Genomic DNA, 18,657 nt, shown 5'->3' with positions numbered 1-18,657 from the left:
GCCATCGGCGACTGCCCCCTATAATGACCCACTCGCCACCCAACAAGATGCCGATATGAAACGCCTGATCCTGATGATGCCCCTGATTGCCTCCGGTTGCGCCGACTTCGCCTTCAACAGCAATCTGGACAAGGAAAACTTCGACGAGTACTTCAAGCCGGGGAGCGTGCGGATCTACGAGCAGAGCGAGCTCGCCGACCTCAACTACCTCTATCTCGGCACCGTCGAGGGGGAATCCTGCCAGAGCGATGCCAATCAGGCGGTGCCCAATGCCGGTGAAGCCCGTACCCTGGCCCGCCGCCGCGTGGCGGACATGGGGGGCAACGGCGTCAGCTTCGACAAGTGCGCCGAGTTCAGCGACGTGCCCGGCTGCCTGAAGCAGGTGATCTGCTACGGCCAGGCGCTGAAAGTGGCCGAAGAGAAGTAAGTCCTGCCATGGCGATCGCCATCGTGCGACTCGGCAGCCTCCGCCTCGAGGATGAGGGGCTTCGCATCGGCACCGTGCGTCGCCCCCCTCGCGGCGTGCCCAAAGCGGCGTTCGCCAGCCTGGATTGGTACGACGTCTGGTTCCCCAATCTGGCCCCCAGCGCCGAGACCATGAAACTCGGTCAGACTGCCGACACCCCGGCCCGGTGGACCGCCTTCTGCAAGCAGTACAAGGCTGAGATGGCCGCCCCGGCCGCGAGGCACGATCTGGCCCTGCTGGCCGCCCTCTCCCACACTACCCATTTCTCGGTGGGGTGCTACTGCGAACAGGAGTCCCGCTGCCATCGCAGTGTGCTGAGAACCCTGCTGGCCGAGGCGGGGGCATTGCTGCGCTGAGTCCCGTCATGGATGAACACCCCACATGAGAAGAGGGCACCCCGGGGTGCCCTCTTCTTTATGATGCCGGCTAGTACGCATTCGATGACAAGGAAACCTCCACTCGTCGTCGCAAGGCCTGTTCCTCATCAGGGGTCATGCCCGGCAGCGGCCCCCGGGGGTTGCTGGCAAGCCATACCACCAGATCGTCAACCGTCTCCTCCAGGGGGCGAAAGTTCAGCCCATGGACGATGGCGGCCTCGGCGCTGATGGTGCCATACCCAGCATACTCCGGCAGCTCGCTTGGCAGCAGCGTGGGATAGCTTTGCCAGGGCGCCACCCCTGCCGCCATCAGGTCACGCCAGGGAGCCCACTCGAGCTGCAAGGGGGTCACTGGCGTCAGCCGGGCAGCGAGGCGCTCCACCCAGTCGTTCAGTGCGATGCCGGGCTTGATCAGGTTGAAGCACCCAGCGAGTCGCTGCTCGGCAGCCCGCAGCACGAACTCGGCACAGTCGCGCACATCCAGGTATTGCAGCCTGTCCTCCCCCAGCCCCGGCAAGAGCCAGGGCCCGCCCCGCTGCACCCGCCTCACCCACCAGGCAAGACGAGCGGTCGGGTCAAAGGGGCCGCAGAGCACGCCGGGGCGCAGGGTGCACAGGCGATCTCCCCAGCGGGCGCGATACACCGACTCGCACAGCACCTTGAGGGGGCCGTAGTCGGTGGGCGTTCCTGCCATCTCGTGCAGGGGGGCCGACTCATCCATGCCGGGTTGGGAAAAATCGCGATAGACACTGATGGTGGAGATGAAGATGAGCCGATCGCAGCGCCCCAGCAGGGCGTCAGAGAGCCCTTCGGCCTGTTCGGGGCGATAGCAGCAGGTGTCGATGACCAGATCCCAGTGCCGCCCCTCGCCCCGCAAGGGGGCCAGGTCCCCGTCTCTGTCTCCGTGAAGCTGGGTCAGCTCCCGCCAATCCGGGTGCTGGCGGTGGCCGCGATTGAACAGCGTCACCTCGTGCCCCCAATCCAGGGCCAGCGTGGTCAGGTGGCGACCCAGAAAGCCGGTGCCGCCGATAATCAACAATTTCATCCCTGTCTCTCCTCTATGGCGCCCTCTCCTTGCAGCCCCTCCACGGGCAGCCGAAACGGCCATGGCCTGGCATGGTGAGCACACGCCCTGATGCCGCCAGGCATATCGTCATGGTGCGGGCAGCAGATTCCTTGTCCGCTCCCCCGCCACCCCTTTTGCCGCCCCACCCTACGCAAGTTGGCACCAGGACACAGCCCCCTGGCACCGGGTCTGGGATCGGGATCACAGGGGCCGCGTCCTGGTACTCCCCCTGCGTTTTCGGCGTGCCTGTGCTACATTGCCCGGGTTTTCAGCCAGGATCCGCCATGAAGTTCGATATCGATACCCTAGGGATCATCCGCTCTCCCTACAAGGAGAAGTTCGCCATACCCCGCCAGCCCGGTCTGGTCAGCGCGGCTCGCGCCCGCCTCGAACTGCTTCCTCCCTACGATCAGCCCGATGTGCTGCGCGGCATCGAGCAATTCTCCCATCTCTGGATCAGCTTCGTGTTTCACCAGACCATGGATCAGGGCTGGCACCCGACGGTGCGCCCGCCGCGCCTCGGCGGCAACGAGCGGGTCGGGGTCTTTGCCACCCGCTCCACCTTCCGCCCCAACCCCCTTGGCCTCTCCGTGGTCGAGCTGCACGGGGTGGGACGTGAGCGCGGCAAGCTCTGGCTCGAGCTGGGCGCGGTGGACTTGCTCGACGGCACCCCGGTCGTCGACATCAAGCCCTATGTCCCCTATGCCGACAGCCTGCCCCACGCCCGTGGCGGTTTCGCCCCCGATGCCCCCACCCCGCCGCTGGCGGTGAGCTTCAGCGCCCAGGCCGAGCAGCAGCTCGCCCCCTGGCTCAAGGCCCACCCGGAGCTGCGTGAACTGGTGAGGGAGGTGCTGGCCCAGGATCCCCGCCCTGCTTACAAGAAGGGCAAGCCGGATGACAAGGTGTACGGTGTCAGATTGTTCGATGTGAACGTGCGATTTCAGATAAAAGAACCGCAATGTCAGGTACTGGCCATCGAACCCGCTTGAAAAAAGCCTCTCTGGCAGCATGAAAAAAAGCCACCCTCCCGGGTGGCTTTTTTATGGGCAAAACAGGGTGCTCAGCGCCGCTGCAGCAGCAGGCTGCCGATGGAGTAACCGGCCCCAAAGGAGCAGAGCACCCCGCGAGCCCCGCTCGGCAGATCCTGATTGAAGAGGTGGAAGGCGATGATGGAACCCGCCGAGCTGGTGTTTCCGTAGCGGTCGAGGATGACAGGCGCCTCCTGCTGGCTGGCGTCATGGCCCAGCAACTTGCGACCGATGAACTGGTTCATGGTGAGGTTGGCCTGATGAAGCCAGAGCCGGCTCAAGCCATCGGCCGCCCATCCCTGCTCCGCCAGCTGGGAGGCTATCTGATCGCACACCAGGGGCAGCACCTCCTTGAACACCTTGCGCCCCTGCTGGCGGAACAGCTTGTCGTCGCCGTAGCGGGTGCGCGGGCTGAGCCGGTTCAGGAAGCCGAAGTTGTTGCGGATGTTGTTGGAGTACTGGGTCACCAGCTTGCTGGCCACCAGTTGCCAGGGGTTGGCCACCTGGCAATCGGCCTCCCGCTCCAGCAGCACGGCGGTACAGGCGTCGCCGAAGATGAAGTGACTGTCCCGATCGCGGAAGTTGAGGTGACCCGAGCAGATCTCCGGATTGACCACCAGCGCCAGCCGGGCGGTGCCTGCCGCCAGCATGTCTGCGGCGGTCTTGATCCCGAAGGTGGCGGAAGAGCAGGCCACGTTCATGTCGAATGCCAGGCCGCTGGCGCCGAGATAGTGCTGCAATTCAATGGCCAGCGCCGGGTAGGGGCGCGGCATGTTGGAGGCGGCGACGATGACAAGATCGATCTCCCCCGGTTCACGACCGGCGGCGATCAGCGCCTGCTCGGCGGCCGCCACCGCCATCTCCACCATGATGGAGGGCTGATCGTCCGGGCGCTCCGCCATGAGCGGTTGCATGATGTCGGGATCCAGCACCCCCTCGCTGCTCACCAGATAGCGGCTCTTGATGCCGGAGGCCTTCTCGATGAACTCGCAGCTCGAGTGCTGCTTGGCAGGCAGCTGCCCTGCATCGATGGCGGAGGCGTTCTCCTCGTTGTAGAGATCCACGTACTGGTTGAAGGCCGCCACCAGCGCTTCATTGCTGACGGCAAAGGGAGGGGTATAGAGGCCTGAGCCACTGATTACGATAGAGGTCATCTTTGCTCCTGGCCGGGTGCAATCCCGGCTTGTCTGTTTTTTAGGGTTCAGAGGGTCACAGCTGGTCGATGGCCGCAGCCAGACCCGCCAGGGTCAGCGGGTGCATCCGCCCGCCGATCAATTCGTTCATCAACTTGATGGAGGGGTGCCACAGCCACTCCTGCCTTGGCAGCGGATTGACCCACACCATCTTGGGGAAATGTTGTTGCAGGCGCCCGAGCCACACCTGGCCGGGCTCCTCGTTCCAGTACTCTACGCTGCCACCTGGCCAGGTGATTTCATAGGGGCCCATCTTCGCATCCCCCACCACCATCACCCTGTAGTCGCTGCCGTAGGTACGCAGCAGCCGCAGGGTATCGAGCCGATCATCAAGGCGCCTGGCATTGTCCTGCCAGACGAAGTCGTAGAGGCAGTTGTGAAAATAGAAGAACACCAGGTGCTTGAACTCGTGGCGCAGGGCCGAAAAGAGGCGCTGCACCTTGGCCACATGGGCATCCATGGAGCCCCCCACATCGAAGAAGACCAGCAGCTTGACCCCGTTGTGGCGCTCGGGCCGCAGCTTCACATCGAGCCAGCCTTGCCTGGCCGAGCTTTGGATGGTGTCGTCGAGATCCAGCTCGTCGGGATTGCCCCGGCGCACCCAGCGCCTGAGCTTGCGCAGGGCGAGCTGGATGGCGCGCTGCCCCAGGGGCGAGTCGTCACTGAAGTTGCGAAAGTGGCGCGCTTCCCACACCTTGGTCGCCCGCCCGTGCTGGCCCTCTCCCCCCATGCGGATCCCTTCCGGGTGATAGCCGCCGTGACCGAACGGGCTGCTGCCCCCGGTGCCGACCCACTTGTTGCCGCCGGCGTGACGCTCCTTCTGCTCGTTCAAGCGCTGGTTGAGGGTCGCCAGCAGCTTGTCCAGCCCGCCAAGGGATTGGAGCAACGCCTTCTCCTCCGGGCTTAACAGTCGCTCGAACTCCTTGCGCAGCCAGTCGTCAGTCAGGCTCTCCGGCAACAGGGGGATGGCGGCCAACCCCTCGTAATACTCGGCGAAGGCGCGATCGAAGCGATCATAGTGCGCCTCGTCTTTCACCAGCAGGCAGCGGGATAGCTGGTAGAACTCGTCCATGTCGAGGCTGGCCAGCTGGGCAGCCAGCGCCGCGTGCAAGTCCAGCAATTCGCGCAGGCTGCAGGGGAGCTTGTGACGGCGCAGATGGGTAAAAAAGTCGATCAGCATGGGTCAGCTGCCGCGTCTGGCCAGAAAAGCGAGCTTCTCAAACAGATGCAGGTCCTGCTCGGTCTTGAGCAGGGCGCCGTAGAGTGCGGGCACCAGCTTGCCGGGCTCACGGGTGCGCAGGGCTTCGGGGGCGATGTCGTCCGCCAACAGCAGCCGGATCCAGTCCAGCAGCTCGGAGGTGGACGGCTTTTTGCGCAGCCCCTCTACCGCACGCAGCTCAAAGAAGAGCGTCATCGCTTCGTCGAGCAGCCGCTCCTTGAGGTCGGGGTAATGGAGCTTGACGATGGCCTGCATCTCGGCCTTGTCGGGGAAGCGAATGTAGTGGAAGAAACAGCGGCGCAGGAAGGCGTCCGGCAGCTCTTTTTCGTTGTTGGAGGTGATGATGACCACGGGGCGCTGGCGCGCCTTCACGCGCTCGCCGGTCTCGTAGACATCGAACTCCATCCGATCCAGCTCCAGCAGCAGATCGTTGGGAAACTCGATGTCCGCCTTGTCGATTTCATCGATGAGCAGCACTGGCCGCTGCTCTGCGCTGAAGGCCTGCCACAGCTTACCCCGGCGGATGTAGTGGCCTATCTCCCCTACCCTGGGGTCACCGAGCTGGGAGTCTCGCAGCCGGGCGACGGCATCGTATTCGTAGAGCCCCTGCTGGGCCTTGGTGGTGGACTTGATGTGCCAGCTGATGAGCTCGGCGCCCAGGGATTCGGCCACCGCCTCCACCAGCACTGTCTTGCCCGTACCGGGCTCACCCTTGATGAGCAGCGGCTTCTCCAGCACGATGGCGGCATCGACGGCCATCTTCAGTGCCTGTGATGCGAGATAGCGATCGCTTCCTGCAAATCCCATGAGATCCCTTCCATTGGATGCCCAGGCAGCGGGAGCCCCCTCGGCAAGAGAGAATAAGTTCTATATGTTGTAATAACATATTGTTATAACGATTCGTCACTTCTCATTCAGAAACCACAGGGTAATCTTGTTTCATCGCCTTAACAAACACAGGGATAGCACCATGAGCAAAATTTTTGAGGACAACAGCCAGACCATAGGCAACACCCCGCTTGTTCGTCTCAACCGTGTTACCAAGGGCCGCGTGCTGGCCAAGATCGAGAGCCGCAACCCAAGCTTCAGCGTCAAGTGCCGGATCGGTGCCAACCTCATCTGGGATGCCGAGAAACGCGGCGTGCTGACCAAGGGCAAGGAGATCATCGAGCCCACCAGCGGCAACACGGGCATTGCCCTGGCATTCGTGGCTGCGGCCCGCGGCTATCCCATCACCCTGACCATGCCGGCCACCATGAGCCTGGAGCGCCGCAAGCTGCTCAAGGCCCTGGGTGCCAACCTGGTGCTGACCGAAGGTCCCCTCGGCATGAAGGGCGCCATTGCCAAGGCCAACGAGATCCTCGAATCCGAACCGGGCAAGTACGTACTGCTGCAACAATTTGAAAACCCGGCCAACCCGGAAATCCACGAGCAGACCACTGGCCCCGAGATCTGGGACGCCACCGATGGCGAGGTGGATGTGTTCGTGGCGGGCGTCGGTACCGGCGGCACCATCACCGGGGTCTCCCGCTACATCAAGCAGACCAAAGGCAAGGCCATCGTCTCCGTGGCGGTCGAGCCCAGCGAATCTCCCGTCATCAGCCAGAAACTGGCAGGTGAAGAGATAAAGCCCGGTCCCCACAAGATCCAGGGCATCGGCGCCGGCTTCATCCCGGGCAACCTGGATTTGAGCCTGCTGGACCGCGTCGAGCAGGTGAGCAGTGACGAAGCCATCGAGATGGCCCGCCGCCTGATGGAAGAGGAAGGGATCCTGGCCGGTATCAGCTCCGGCGCTGCCGTGGTCGCTGCCAACCGTCTGGCCGAGCAGCCGGAGTTCGAAGGGAAAACGATTGTCGTCATCCTGCCGAGCGCCGCCGAGCGTTACCTCTCCAGCGCCCTCTTCGCCGGTGTGTTCAGCGAGCAGGAATTGCAGCAGTAGTTGATCAGCCAACACCAACACGACGGCGCTCCTCGGAGCGCCGTTTTCATTATGCGCTAAACTCTCTAGCCACCAGTGCCACTCGGCCCCTTATTTTTTGGGGTAAAATAACAAACTTGGATATGACAAAAAAAGCAGACATTCTGTGATAAATCTCATATCCTGTGCGGCGTCACGAGGTGTTTGCTGGCAAGGTATCACAAGGTAACAAAGTGTTATTTTTCGTTATAAAATAATTTCAGGCCAGTCCTGACGCGGCTTGCAGCCTGATAGCGAAAAAATACCTGGCCACAACGCCGAATACTGCACAGAAAATTGACCTGGATTAAACCATTGCAGGTCTGATTTCGTTACTTTACAACATATCCATACTGACACGGTGAGACAGGAAGCCTCATTGGCGACCATCTCTCCAAACAATATCAATAATATGGGGTGAAACCATGTACGAGAAGTCTGTTGTTATTACTGCTGAAAACGGCCTGCACACCCGTCCTGCAGCTCAGTTCGTGAAAGAAGCCAAAGAATTCCAAAGTGAGATCACTGTGGTCTCCGGTGGCAAATCCGCCAGCGCCAAGAGCCTGTTCAAGCTCCAGACCCTGGGTCTGACCAAAGGCACCAACGTGACCATCCAGGCTGACGGCCCGGACGCTCAGAAAGCCGTTGAGAAGCTGGTTGCCCTGATGGACGAGCTGGAGTAATCCAGCTTTATTCCTCCCCCACAGTCGTTTTAATAGGAAGGATTATGATATCTGGCATTCTTGCGTCCCCCGGTATCGCATTCGGCAAGGCGCTTCTTCTGAAAGAAGATGAAATCGTTATCAATCAGGGCAAGATTCCCGCCGAACAGATTGATGCCGAGATCAACCGCTTCCTCGAAGCCCGCACCAAGTCAGCCGCACAGCTGGAAGCCATCAAAGAGATGGCCGGTCGCACCTTCGGTGAAGAAAAAGAGGCCATCTTCGAAGGCCACATCATGCTGCTCGAAGATGAAGAGCTGGAAGGGGATATCAGATCCTTCATCAAAGAACACAAGGCCTCTGCCGACAGAGCCGTTCACGAGGTGATCGAACAGTACGCCAAGATGATGGCCGATCTGGATGACCCCTATCTGCGTGAGCGCGCCACCGACTTCCGTGACATCGGCACCCGTCTGGTCAAGAACGTACTGGGCATCGCCGTTGTCAACCTGAGCACCATCGACGAAGAGGTCATCCTGGTCGCCAAAGACCTGACCCCGTCTGAAACCGCTCAGATCAACCTGAAATACGTGCTGGGCTTCGTCACCGACATCGGTGGCCGTACCTCCCACACCTCCATCATGGCCCGCTCCCTGGAGCTGCCGGCCGTCGTGGGCACCAACGACATCACCGAGCGCGTCAAGAACGGTGACATGCTGGTGCTGGATGCGATCAACAACCAGGTCATCATCAACCCGACCGCCGACCAGTTGAACGAAGCCAAGAAGTTCCAGGCCCAGTTCCAGGCCGAGAAGGACGAGCTGGCCAAGCTCAAAGACCTGCCTGCCATCACCCTGGATGGCCACCAGGTCGAAGTGTGCGCCAACATCGGGACCGTCAAGGACACCGAAGGTGCCATCCGCAACGGCGCCGAAGGCGTGGGTCTGTACCGTACCGAGTTCCTGTTCATGGACCGTGACGCGCTGCCGACCGAAGACGAGCAGTTCAAGGCTTACAAAGAAGTGGCCGAAGCCATGCCGGATCAACCGATCATCGTCCGTACCATGGACATCGGCGGCGACAAAGAACTGCCCTACATGAATTTCCCGAAAGAGATGAATCCCTTCCTGGGCTGGCGTGCCGTGCGTATCTTCTTCGATCGCACCGACATCATGCACGCCCAGCTGCGGGCCATCCTGCGTGCGTCTGCCTTCGGCAAACTGCGCATCATGTTCCCGATGATCATCTCCGTCGAAGAGTTCCGCAGCCTGAAGGCTACCGTGGAGACGCTGAAAGCCGAACTGCGTGCCGAAGGCAAAGCCTTTGATGAATCCATCGAAGTCGGTATCATGATCGAGACCCCGGCCGCGGCCGTGATGGCTCATCATCTGGCCAAGGAAGTGGATTTCTTCAGTATCGGTACCAACGACCTGACCCAGTACACCCTGGCTGTCGACCGTGGTAACGAGATGATTTCCGCCATGTACAACCCGCTGTCACCCTCCGTCCTGACCCTGATCAAGATGGTGATCGACGCTTCCCATGACAATGGCAAGTGGACCGGTATGTGCGGTGAACTGGCTGGTGACGAACGCGCCACCCTGCTGCTGCTGGGTATGGGTCTGGATGAGTTCTCCATGAGCGCCATCTCTGTACCGCGTATCAAGAAGCTTATCCGCAACACCAACTTCGAAGATGTGAAGGCCATGGCCGACCAGGCGCTGAGCTTTGCCACCGCCACCGAAATCGAAGCGTGCGTAGATAACTTTATTAAGCAGAAGGCAGTCTGCTAAGATCGGCTGCAAACAGCGACAATCATCTCTAGGAGCTTTTACTATGGGTCTGTTCGACAAACTGAAGAAACTGGTTTCCGACGACAGTTCTGACACTGGCGGCATCGAAATCTTTGCTCCGCTGTCCGGCGAAATCGTCCCCATCGAAGATGTGCCTGACGTCGTCTTCGCCGAGAAGATCGTCGGCGACGGCATCGCCATCAAACCGGCCGGCAACAAGATGGTTGCTCCGTGCGACGGCACCATCGGCAAAATCTTCGAGACCAACCACGCGTTCTCTCTGGAGTCCGACTCTGGTATCGAGCTGTTCGTTCACTTCGGTATCGACACCGTCGAGCTGAAGGGTGAAGGTTTCACCCGTATCGCTCAGGAAGGTCAACAGGTCAAGCGCGGTGACACCATCATCGAGTTCGATCTGGCCGTTCTGGAAGCCAAAGCCAAGTCTACCCTGACACCTGTGGTCATCTCCAACATGGACGAGATCAAAGAGCTGGTGAAGATGACTGGCGCCGTGACCGTGGGCGAAACCCCGGTGATCCGCATCAAGAAATAATGCGCCCTGGCCTGACGCCAGCGACCGCCAAAAACCGAAGCCTGGTGCTTCGGTTTTTTTTTTGCCCCTTCCATCTCCCGATACTCCATGGGCTCCCGCACAGGTCAGCATGACGGCAAACAGGCAGAAATGTTATCGAGATCAACACGGGCATAAGCAAGCCGAGTACCCTCAAGAGGGATACCTGCGGGTCCTTTGGCTCGATATGAGACGGGATGAAAAGAGATAAGCCGCTTAAGTGGCGAGGAGACAACGATGCTGAGAAATACCGAACAACGTTATGGCAGCCTGAGCATAGGGCTGCACTGGTTGACCCTGCTGCTGATGATCGCCGTCTATGCGCTGATGGAGTTCAGGGACATCTTCCCCAAAGGGTCGGCCGGCCGCGACCTGATGAAGGAGTTTCACTTCATGGTGGGTCTGCTGATCCTGGCGCTGGTGGTCGTGCGCCTGCTGGTGCGCGTGGGTAGCCCTTCACCGCGTATCGTGCCCGAGCTCTCCCCCCTGATGCTCACGCTGGCCAAGCTCGCCCACCTGGCGCTCTATGGCTTCTTGCTCCTCACTCCGCTGCTGGGCTGGCTGCTGCTGAGTGCGGGCGGCAAGCCCATCCCCTTCTTCGGCCTGGCGCTCCCCGCCCTCATCGCCCCCGACGACGGCCTGAAGGGCACCATCAAGGAGTTGCACGAGACGCTGGCCAACATTGGCTATGCCCTGATTGCCCTGCACGCGGCGGCAGCCATCTACCACCACCATGTGCTCAAGGACAACACCCTGACCAATATGCTGCCCGAGCGCAAATAACCAGCGACGGGTTGCACACCAACAAAAAGGCCCCTGTGACAGGGGCCTTTTTGTTCATGGAGGGTCATGGGCGACACGTCGTCAGCCGGGCAACACCACCCGGCTTTCGCCGCCGCCGAGGGCCTCCACCCTCACCTGCACACCGATCCGCTCCACCAGGGTCTGCACGTGGGAGATGACCCCGATCTGGCGACCGGCCGCCTGCAGGGAATCGAGGCTGGCAAGCGCCAGATCCAGACTGTCCGGATCCAGGGTGCCAAACCCTTCGTCGATGAACAGCGACTCGACCTGGGTCTGCCGTGACGACAGGCTGGAGAGGGCCAGCGCCAGCGCCAGCGACACCAGGAAGCTCTCGCCGCCGGAGAGGGAGTCCACCGAGCGCACCTCATCCCCCATGTCGAGATCCACCACCTGCAGCGCCAGATCGGTGCCGGGCACCCGCTCCAGCCGATAGCGGGGGGAGAGCTCGGCGAGCTGGGCGTTGGCCTCCAGCAGCAGCCGCTCCAGCGTGAGGCTCTGGGCGAAGGTACGCAGCTTGGCGCCGCTGGCCGAGCCGATAAGGTCACAGAGGCGCTGCCAGTGATCCGCCACCGCCTGCTGGGCGGCCAGCTCCTCCTGCAGGGTGCCCGCCTTGAGGGCCGCTGCCTCGGCCTGGGCCAGCGCGCTCTTGCACTGGAACAGCTGCTCGTCGAGAGCGCGGCAGTGCGCCTCCAGCGCCGTCAGCCGGCTGTCGAGCTCCGGCGGCGCCAACGCGGCCAGCTCGGGGTGATGCTCGCGGTAACGATCCCGCTTGCTCTCCTCCAGTGCCAGCGCCCGCTGCCGCTCGGTTAAACGGGTACGCGCCTCGGCGCGGGCATCCTCCAGCGCCTGCAAGGCGGCGCGGCGCCCCTTGAGCTCATCCGGGCTCATGGCCAGCAGGCGGCGCAGGTCATATTCGGCGATGCCGAGGCTGCTGGCGTGGGCAGCCCAGCGCCCCAGCACCTCCCGTCGCCGCCGGCTGCTCACCTGCTTCTCCTGCTCCAGATGGCTGAGACGGGTCTTGAGCTCGGTCTGACGCTCGCGCAGGGCGCGGGCCGCCCCCTGCATCGTCTCCAGCTCGCTGGCCAGCTGCTGCAGCCGCTGCTGCCAGCGGCTCTCGACCAGGGCAATCTCCTCGCCCCCCAGACAGGTGGCACGGCTGGTGACCAGCCCCTGTCGTTGCTGTTCATGCTCCTTGTAGTCGCGCTCGAGCTTGTGCAGCAGCTCGCGCTGGGTCTGCAGACGCGCCTCCTGGGCGCTCAGGGCCGGGGTGAGGCTGGCAATCTCGCCGGTCAGCCGCTCCCACTCGCTCTGGCCGTGCAGCCAGGCCTCGCAGGCCCGCTGCCACTCGTGCCACTGCTGGCTGCCCAGCCACTGGCGCCAGGGCTGGCCTCCCATCTGCTCATCGAGTCGGCTGCCTCCCTGCTCAAGGCGCTGGCGCAGGGTCGTTTCCTGCTCGCCCATTGCCTTCACCTCCCCTTCCAGGGCGATGCGCTGGCGGTCGGCCTCCTGCCACTGCTGCTCGAACTGCTGGTGCTGGCTGACCAGCTGACTCAGCTGCTGGCGCACGGCCTGCAACTGCTGCTGACCGAGCTGGGCCTCGCGCAGTTGCTGCTGGCTGCGGACCAGCCCCTGCTCCAGACTCTGGCCGCGGCCGAGCAGGGTACTCATCAACTCGTTCCACTCGATCGGGCTCTGACGCAGCGGCAGCGGATGGCCCAGCAGCTCGGCACCGCCGAGCTGCTGCCAGCGCTGGGTCAGCTGCTCGGCGCGCGTCTCCAGCTCAGGCAGATGCTGCTGGCGCACCGCCAGCTGGCGGGCCAGCTCCTGGCGCTCGCTCTCGCACTGAATGTATTGGTGATTGAGCCGCTCCCACTCGAGCTCCAGGCTGCGGACGCGCTCCGCCAACTGCCCCAGAATGCCGGCCACCTGTGGCTGGCTCTGGTGATAGGGGTGCTCCTCGGCGCCGCAGAGCGGGCAAGGTTCACCGTCGCGCAGGATGTGGCGATGCTGCTCGAAACTGGCGATGGCGCGGGACTGCTCCAGCGCATGGCGCGCCTCGTCCCGTTGCAGGGCGAGCCGCTCGCGGGCCGGCGTCAGCTCGTCGCCGAGGATGGCCAGCTTGCCGAGCGCCTGCTCCAGCTGGGCGATCTCCTGCTGCAGGCGACCATGCTGCTCACCGTGATTGCGGCCATAGTCCGCCAGCTCCAACAGCTGGCGCAGCTGGCCCAGCTGCTCAGTCTGCCCTTGCCACTGCTCCTGCGCCTTGGCCAGACGCCCCTCCCACTGCTGCTCCTGCAGCTCGTGCTGTTGCTGCTGCAGTCGCTCCTGCTCGCGCTGCCAATAGTCGCGCTCCTGCTGCCCCTGTTCCAGCTGATGTTGCAACTGCCTGAGGGCGCGCAGCTTGTGTTCGCGCAGGGTGAGCAGTTGCTGCAGCCTGTCGGCATCCTCGGCCCAATCCTGCATGGCGGTGAGCAGGGGCTGCCACTGGCGGGCCACCGGCGCCAGCTCCTTGTGCTCCTCAAGCCAGGCACCCCACTGCTGGTGCTGGCCCTTGAGCTGCTCCACCTGCTGGCACTGCTGGCGCCAGCCCTGCTCCAGGGTGAGCTGCACCTCCCGCTCCTGCGCCCCCTCCTGCTGGATCTTCTGCAGTTGCTGCTGCTTTTCCCGAATGCGGGTGTCGAGCTCCTGCGCCCGTTTGAGTTCAGGCTGCAGGGCGCCCCACTCGCGCTCGGCGGCGATCTTCTCCGCCAGCAGTTGCTGTTCGGTGAGGGCGCTCTGCTGGGTCTTCTCCTCCAGCTTGCCAAGTTCAGGGCCAAGCTCGGCCTGCGCCTTCTCCTGCTGCTGCACCTCCAGGGTGAGGCGAGCCAGCTCGTCGTGATCCGCGCGGGCCACCTGGGCTTGCTCAGCGCGGGCGAACTCCTCGCGCTCGGGGGCGGCCGCACCGTGGGCCGCCTCGGCTGCGGCAAGAGCCGCCTCTCCCTCCTGACAGGCCTGCAACTGGGCGGCGATGCGGCCGTTGAGATCGCGCAAGTCCTGCATCAGCTGCTGTTGCTGCTGCTCGTGCTTGAGGCTGGTGGCAAGGCTTATCTGCTGGCTCACCCACTGCTCGCGGGTCGCCTCGTCCATCAGCGCCACGTCACCGAGCCGCTGGCTGATGGCAGCCAGTTTCTGCTGCTCCTCCCGCGCCCGCTCATGGGTCTGGACCGAAATGGCGGAGTAGAGCTCGGTGCCGGTCATCCGTTCGAGCAGGGCCGAACGCTCATCGGCGCTCGATTTTAGGAAGGCGGCAAACTCCCCCTGCGGCAGGATGACGGCGCGGCGAAACTGCTCCCAGGAGAGCCCCACCAGCTCGTCGATGCGATCCTGCAGCTCCCGCTTGCTGCCACTGAACACCTGGCCCGACGCCACGTCGGTCAGGCTGCGCTCCTGGGCCTGAAAGCGCCCCTCGGCGCGGTTGCGGGCCCGGCGCACCGCCCAGCGGGCCAGCCAGATGCGGCCGTCACAGCCGCGAAACTGCACCTCGGCAAAACCGCTGGCGTGGCCGCGGCTGAGGATGCCGCGCACGTCGTTGGCCTTGAGCTTCTCCTCGTCATCCATGCGGCCCACTTCGGCGACATTCTTGCGATTGGCGATAAAGCGCGGCATCTCGTCGTAGAGCGCCAGACAGATGGCATCGAGCAGGGTGCTCTTGCCCGCGCCGGTATTGCCGGTGATGGCAAACAGGCCGGCAGCCCCCAGAGCGCCACCGGCAAAATCGATGGTGAATTGACCGGTCAGGCTGGCCAGATTCTCCCCTGACAGCGACAAGATTTTCATTGGCTGGACTCCTTCACCTGCTCCAGGATCTCTTCAAACGACGCCACCAGCTCGGCCTCCGGCTCCCCGTCGAACTGACGCTGATAGCAGAGGCGAAACACCTCGGTGGGGGAGAGCTCATCGAGCCTGCGCTGGCCGGCACCATCCGCCAGCCCCTGGCCCGAGCCCTGATAACTGGTCGTGATGCGGGCAAGGCGCACCGGCTTGTCGCCGATGGCGGCCAGCACGCGCTCGCGGATGCGGGCCTCGGGTTTGGGCAGCAGCAGCCGCACCTCGAGAAAGGGCTGCGCCTGCTGCGGGCAAGCGGGTAGCGCCAGCGCCTCGATGGCCTGGAGCGCCTCGTCAAGGCCGCTCTGGGGCAGCCGGATCATCTCCACCGCGCGGGGCACCGGGATCCGCTCAAGGCGGGCCAGTTTGCCCCTCTCAAACGTCACCTCCAGCACCTGATGGTTGTAATTCGCCTCGGCCAGCGAGAGCGGCAGCGGCGAGCCGCTGTAGTGCACCCCCTCGGCCGGACTCTGGGCCAGGTGCAGGTGACCCAGCGCCGTGTAGTCGGCGGCGGCAAACAGCTCGGCAGGCAGGGCATGCTGGTTGCCGCCGAGCACCCGCCGCTCGGAGAGCTCGGAGAGCTGGCCCGTCGCCAGATAGGCGTGGCCCATGGCGATGAGGGCCTGATCCGGATGGCAGCGCGCACGCCCCTCGCTCAGCACCGCCTCATAGACCTGGCGTACCCCTTCGATGAGTCTGTCCTGCCCTTCGCTGATCCCGTCGGGGCGCAGATCGCTGCTGCGCAGAAACGGCACGGCGGCGCACCAAGCGGCCACTTCGCCGTTTTTGCCTCGCAGCGGCACCAGCAAGCGCTCGGTCTCGAGCCGCCCTTCGTCGTCCCGGCTGATGCTGCCCACCAGATGGAGGTCGAAGGCGCGCAGCAGCTCGTGGGGGGCATCCAGCTTGGAGGGGGAGTCGTGGTTGCCGCCGATGAGCACCATCTCCAGTGCCGGGTGCTCGGCGCGCAGCCGCGCCAGGAAGCGGTAGAGCTGCTGCCAGGCACTGGCGGGAGGGTTGGCGGTGTCGAACAGATCGCCCGCCACCAGCAGGGCGTCGATGTCGCGGGTCTTGATGGTGTCGGCCAGCCAGTCGAGGAAGGCGTCGTGTTCGAAGCGGCGGTCGTGGCCGTGAAGCTGATGACCGAGGTGCCAGTCGGCGGTGTGCAGGATCTTCATGGAAAACGGCTCGATAAGGAGAAGAGAGCGGGGGCGAAGGCGCCCCGGGATGGAGACAAGATGAGGATGGTGCCCCCCGTTTTCAACCGGGGCAGCCCCAGACGTCAGATTCAGACGGCTTGGTAATGCATCTGGTACTGAAGATGGCCGGTGAGGGGATCGGGCACCTCCCCCCGGATTTCAAAGCCGTGGCGGCGATAGAAACGCACCGCTGGCTCGTTCTCCACGAAGACCCGGGTATGCAGCTCGGCACATCTGGATCTGGCTTCCTGCAACAGGGCGTGCCCCACCCCCCGCCCCTGCCTATCGGGGCGCACGAAGAGTGCAGCCAGGTAATCATCCACCAGCGCCATGAAGCCGAGCAGGTCCCCTCGCTCCTCGAACACCCAGATGCGGGCGTGATCGAGGTAGCGGGTACGCAGCTCCTCCTGAGCCTGCCACCAGCAGGAGGCATCGACGAAATCGTGGGCCTGCAGGGAGGCCAGGAGCCAGATTTCGACGATCTCTTCCATGTCTTCCGGCCGACTCTGTCTCAACATGGTCGCCTCCTTGTCAGCAATGTGAACACTCGCAGTCTAGGGGAGTTGCACCCGCTCCCGGGGGATCAAGGTGGGGCCCTGTGAGGTCGATCGCCCTTTATTTAGCGAGAATGATTGGCTGATCACAAAGCGCCTCTCTAGTACAATGCCCGCCGGACAATCTAGAGACCGAGGACGCCATGTGGTTTAAAAACCTGCAGATTTACCGCTTTACCCGCCCCTTCGACCTGACCGTTGAGCAGCTGGAAACCCAGCTGGAAGCCTGCGCCTTCACCCCGTGCGGCAGCCAGGACATCTCCCGGTTCGGGTGGGTCAAGCCTCTTGGCAAATTCGGCTCCACTCTGACCCACGCCGCCTCTGGCCACATCCTGCTGTGCGCTCGCAAGGAAGAGAAAATGCTGCCCGGCACCGTGGTCAAGGAGATGCTGGCGGAGAAGGTAGAGGCCATTGAATTCGAGCAGGGTCGCGCCCTCAAGAAGAAAGAGAAGGAGGCGCTGAAAGAGGAGATCATGCACACCCTGCTGCCTCGCGCCTTCAGCCGCACCAGCCAGACCTTCGCCTGGATAAACCCTGCCGACAACCTGATGGTGGTGGATGCAGGCTCCGCCAAGAAGGCGGACGATCTGCTGGCGCTCTTGCGCAAATCCATCGGCTCCCTGCCGGTAGTGCCGGTGGCCCTCAAGAACCCGCCCGAGATCACCATGACCGAGTGGCTCAACGAGGGCAACCTGCCCGCCGCCTTCACCCTGGAGGACGAAGCCGAGCTGCGCAGCGCCATGGAGCACGGCGGCATCATCCGCTGCAAGCAGCAGGATCTGATGAGCGAGGAGATCAAGAACCACCTGGCCAACGACAAGCTGGTGACCAAGCTGGCCCTCAACTGGGGCGAAACCCTGAGCTTCGTGCTGGGGGACGATCTCTCCATCAAGCGCCTCAAGTTCAGCGAAGAGCTGCGCGAGCAGAACGACGACGTCACCAGTGAAGATCCCGCCGCCCGCCTGGATGCCGACTTCGCCCTGGTCACCGCCGAGCTCTCCCAGTTCATCCCGGCCCTGTTTGCCGCCCTGGGTGGTGAAGAGCAGTCCATCTAAGCAAATTGGCTCAGCCTGATTGCCAAAAACCGCCTTCACGGCGGTTTTTTCATGTCTTCGGGCATTGTCGCCACGGGCTGGACGCCTCTGGAGTAGCGCCGTCGCCCTCCCGCCGCGCAATCTCCTGACCCCATAGGCTTTAGCAGCATGGCGAACTGCCCCGGCAGCATGGCACCTCGCTAGAGTGCCCCCCTTTCCTGCAACAGTCGATGAAGTCGCTGCGCCAGGGTGCGGTAACCCTCGGCATTGAAATGCACCGTATCGGACTTCAGGGCCGGGTCTCGCAGCAACTCGCCGATGCTGTCGTTGTCCAGCACCAGCCCGTACTGCTCTGCCAGCTCCTCGTAGAGGGGAGCGCCATCGGCAAACAGGGATTTTCGGGGCACCCCGACAAGCAGGATCTGGGCCCCGCTCCCCTGCACCGCCTCTATCATGGCGGCGAGATTGGCCTTGAGGGCCGCCTCCCCGCTGCCACGCAGGATGTCGTTGCCCCCCTCCAGCAGGATGACCAGAGCGGGTCTGTGCCGGGCCAGCAACCCGGGCAGGCGGGCCCTACCGGCCTGGCTCAGCTCTCCGGACACCCCGCCATTGACCACGGGATGGCCGCTCAGGTTCGCCAGCACGCTGGGGTAGCTTTGGGACGGGCTCACCCCGCGCCCCTCGGTCAGACTGTCCCCGAAGGCGAGCAGGGTCTCCCCCTGGGCCAGCGGTCTGAAGGTCGGCTCCCCGCAGGCCGTCAGCAACAGGCAGAGCAGCCCCGCCATGCAAGGTTTCGCCAGAGTCCCCCGGTGTGTCATGAGCGCCTCCTTGATAGTTTTGTAACCATATGAGTATTAAGACAAACTTTTAATC

At 63.3% G+C, this 18,657-nt stretch carries 17 protein-coding genes; 9 read left to right on the top strand and 8 right to left on the bottom strand.

The genetic code is table 11. The features are described from left to right. The first annotated feature begins 55 nt into the window (after nucleotides 1–55). Together rcsF and C2U30_RS21320 are read left to right on the top strand one after the other, a co-directional pair. Nucleotides 56–427: an Rcs stress response system protein RcsF gene (rcsF, locus tag C2U30_RS21325; RefSeq protein ID WP_010673578.1), complete on the top strand. Its 372-nt coding sequence runs from the start codon at nucleotides 56–58 to the stop codon at nucleotides 425–427. An 8-nt stretch (nucleotides 428–435) separates the two neighbouring features. Beyond that, complete coding sequence (locus C2U30_RS21320) at nucleotides 436–822, top strand: DUF488 domain-containing protein (RefSeq protein ID WP_103244491.1); 387 nt, start codon at nucleotides 436–438, stop codon at nucleotides 820–822. 70 nt (nucleotides 823–892) lie between these two features. Here C2U30_RS21320 and C2U30_RS21315 read toward each other — a convergent pair whose 3' ends face one another. Further along, nucleotides 893–1,888, bottom strand: a complete 996-nt coding sequence (locus tag C2U30_RS21315; RefSeq protein WP_103244490.1) for an NAD-dependent epimerase/dehydratase family protein — start codon at nucleotides 1,886–1,888, stop codon at nucleotides 893–895. A gap of 305 nt (nucleotides 1,889–2,193) precedes the next feature. Here C2U30_RS21315 and tsaA point away from each other — a divergent pair, with 305 nt between their 5' ends. Further along, on the top strand, nucleotides 2,194–2,898 hold the full coding sequence (gene tsaA, locus C2U30_RS21310) for a tRNA (N6-threonylcarbamoyladenosine(37)-N6)-methyltransferase TrmO (RefSeq protein ID WP_041214760.1): 705 nt from the start codon (nucleotides 2,194–2,196) through the stop codon (nucleotides 2,896–2,898). Between the two features lie 71 nt (nucleotides 2,899–2,969). Here the strand turns inward: tsaA and C2U30_RS21305 are convergent, their stop codons facing one another. The 3 genes from C2U30_RS21305 to C2U30_RS21295 are packed head-to-tail and all read right to left on the bottom strand — an operon-like array spanning nucleotide 2,970 to nucleotide 6,156. Next, nucleotides 2,970–4,091 carry a beta-ketoacyl-ACP synthase III gene (locus C2U30_RS21305; protein WP_039039348.1) on the bottom strand — a complete coding sequence of 374 codons (1,122 nt, stop codon included), beginning with the start codon at nucleotides 4,089–4,091 and terminating at the stop codon, nucleotides 2,970–2,972. Between the two features lie 55 nt (nucleotides 4,092–4,146). Beyond that, nucleotides 4,147–5,310 carry a vWA domain-containing protein gene (locus C2U30_RS21300; RefSeq protein WP_103244489.1) on the bottom strand — a complete coding sequence of 388 codons (1,164 nt, stop codon included), beginning with the start codon at nucleotides 5,308–5,310 and terminating at the stop codon, nucleotides 4,147–4,149. Between the two features lie 3 nt (nucleotides 5,311–5,313). Continuing rightward, nucleotides 5,314–6,156, bottom strand: coding sequence for an AAA family ATPase (locus tag C2U30_RS21295; protein ID WP_103244488.1), 843 nt, complete (start codon nucleotides 6,154–6,156; stop codon nucleotides 5,314–5,316). 163 nt (nucleotides 6,157–6,319) lie between these two features. Here C2U30_RS21295 and cysK point away from each other — a divergent pair, with 163 nt between their 5' ends. The 5 genes from cysK (at nucleotide 6,320) to C2U30_RS21270 (ending at nucleotide 11,115) form a co-directional block, all read left to right on the top strand. Beyond that, a complete protein-coding gene (gene cysK / locus C2U30_RS21290; RefSeq protein WP_103244487.1) occupies nucleotides 6,320–7,288 on the top strand; it encodes a cysteine synthase A in 969 nt (322 codons plus the stop codon). A gap of 443 nt (nucleotides 7,289–7,731) precedes the next feature. Further along, on the top strand, nucleotides 7,732–7,989 hold the full coding sequence (locus C2U30_RS21285) for an HPr family phosphocarrier protein (protein ID WP_005303128.1): 258 nt from the start codon (nucleotides 7,732–7,734) through the stop codon (nucleotides 7,987–7,989). Nucleotides 7,990–8,033: 44 nt separating this feature from the next. Beyond that, nucleotides 8,034–9,761 (top strand): phosphoenolpyruvate-protein phosphotransferase PtsI, encoded by a 1,728-nt coding sequence (gene ptsI / locus C2U30_RS21280; protein WP_103244486.1) that lies wholly within the window; start codon nucleotides 8,034–8,036, stop codon nucleotides 9,759–9,761. Between the two features lie 43 nt (nucleotides 9,762–9,804). Beyond that, nucleotides 9,805–10,314, top strand: coding sequence for a PTS glucose transporter subunit IIA (gene crr, locus C2U30_RS21275; protein ID WP_010673569.1), 510 nt, complete (start codon nucleotides 9,805–9,807; stop codon nucleotides 10,312–10,314). A gap of 255 nt (nucleotides 10,315–10,569) precedes the next feature. Further along, the gene (locus tag C2U30_RS21270; RefSeq protein ID WP_010673568.1) at nucleotides 10,570–11,115 is read left to right on the top strand and encodes a cytochrome b; all 546 of its coding nucleotides are present in this window, start codon (nucleotides 10,570–10,572) and stop codon (nucleotides 11,113–11,115) included. Nucleotides 11,116–11,196: 81 nt separating this feature from the next. On the opposite strand, the gene C2U30_RS21265 is transcribed toward C2U30_RS21270, so the two are convergent. The 3 genes from C2U30_RS21265 to C2U30_RS21255 all read right to left on the bottom strand — a co-directional run bounded on the left by C2U30_RS21265 (nucleotide 11,197) and on the right by C2U30_RS21255 (nucleotide 16,714). Beyond that, nucleotides 11,197–14,952, bottom strand: coding sequence for an AAA family ATPase (locus C2U30_RS21265; RefSeq protein ID WP_103244485.1), 3,756 nt, complete (start codon nucleotides 14,950–14,952; stop codon nucleotides 11,197–11,199). Further along, on the bottom strand, nucleotides 14,949–16,175 hold the full coding sequence (locus C2U30_RS21260) for an exonuclease SbcCD subunit D C-terminal domain-containing protein (protein ID WP_103244484.1): 1,227 nt from the start codon (nucleotides 16,173–16,175) through the stop codon (nucleotides 14,949–14,951). Before C2U30_RS21260 ends, C2U30_RS21265 begins: the two co-directional genes overlap by 4 nt. 110 nt (nucleotides 16,176–16,285) lie before the next feature. Next, nucleotides 16,286–16,714, bottom strand: a complete 429-nt coding sequence (locus C2U30_RS21255) for a GNAT family N-acetyltransferase (protein ID WP_103244483.1) — start codon at nucleotides 16,712–16,714, stop codon at nucleotides 16,286–16,288. 179 nt (nucleotides 16,715–16,893) lie between these two features. Between C2U30_RS21255 and rdgC the strand changes: the two genes are divergently transcribed. Continuing rightward, nucleotides 16,894–17,805 carry a recombination-associated protein RdgC gene (rdgC, locus tag C2U30_RS21250; RefSeq protein ID WP_010673564.1) on the top strand — a complete coding sequence of 304 codons (912 nt, stop codon included), beginning with the start codon at nucleotides 16,894–16,896 and terminating at the stop codon, nucleotides 17,803–17,805. 179 nt (nucleotides 17,806–17,984) lie between these two features. Here the strand turns inward: rdgC and C2U30_RS21245 are convergent, their stop codons facing one another. Then, nucleotides 17,985–18,602 carry an arylesterase gene (locus C2U30_RS21245; RefSeq protein ID WP_103244482.1) on the bottom strand — a complete coding sequence of 206 codons (618 nt, stop codon included), beginning with the start codon at nucleotides 18,600–18,602 and terminating at the stop codon, nucleotides 17,985–17,987. Nucleotides 18,603–18,657 lie beyond the last annotated feature (55 nt).

Origin of the sequence: Aeromonas sp. ASNIH5 (genome assembly GCF_002902865.1) — a bacterium.
GTDB lineage: Bacteria > Pseudomonadota > Gammaproteobacteria > Enterobacterales > Aeromonadaceae > Aeromonas > Aeromonas caviae.
Note: the sequence above shows the minus strand (reverse complement) of the source record. Positions and strands in the feature narration are given on the sequence as shown.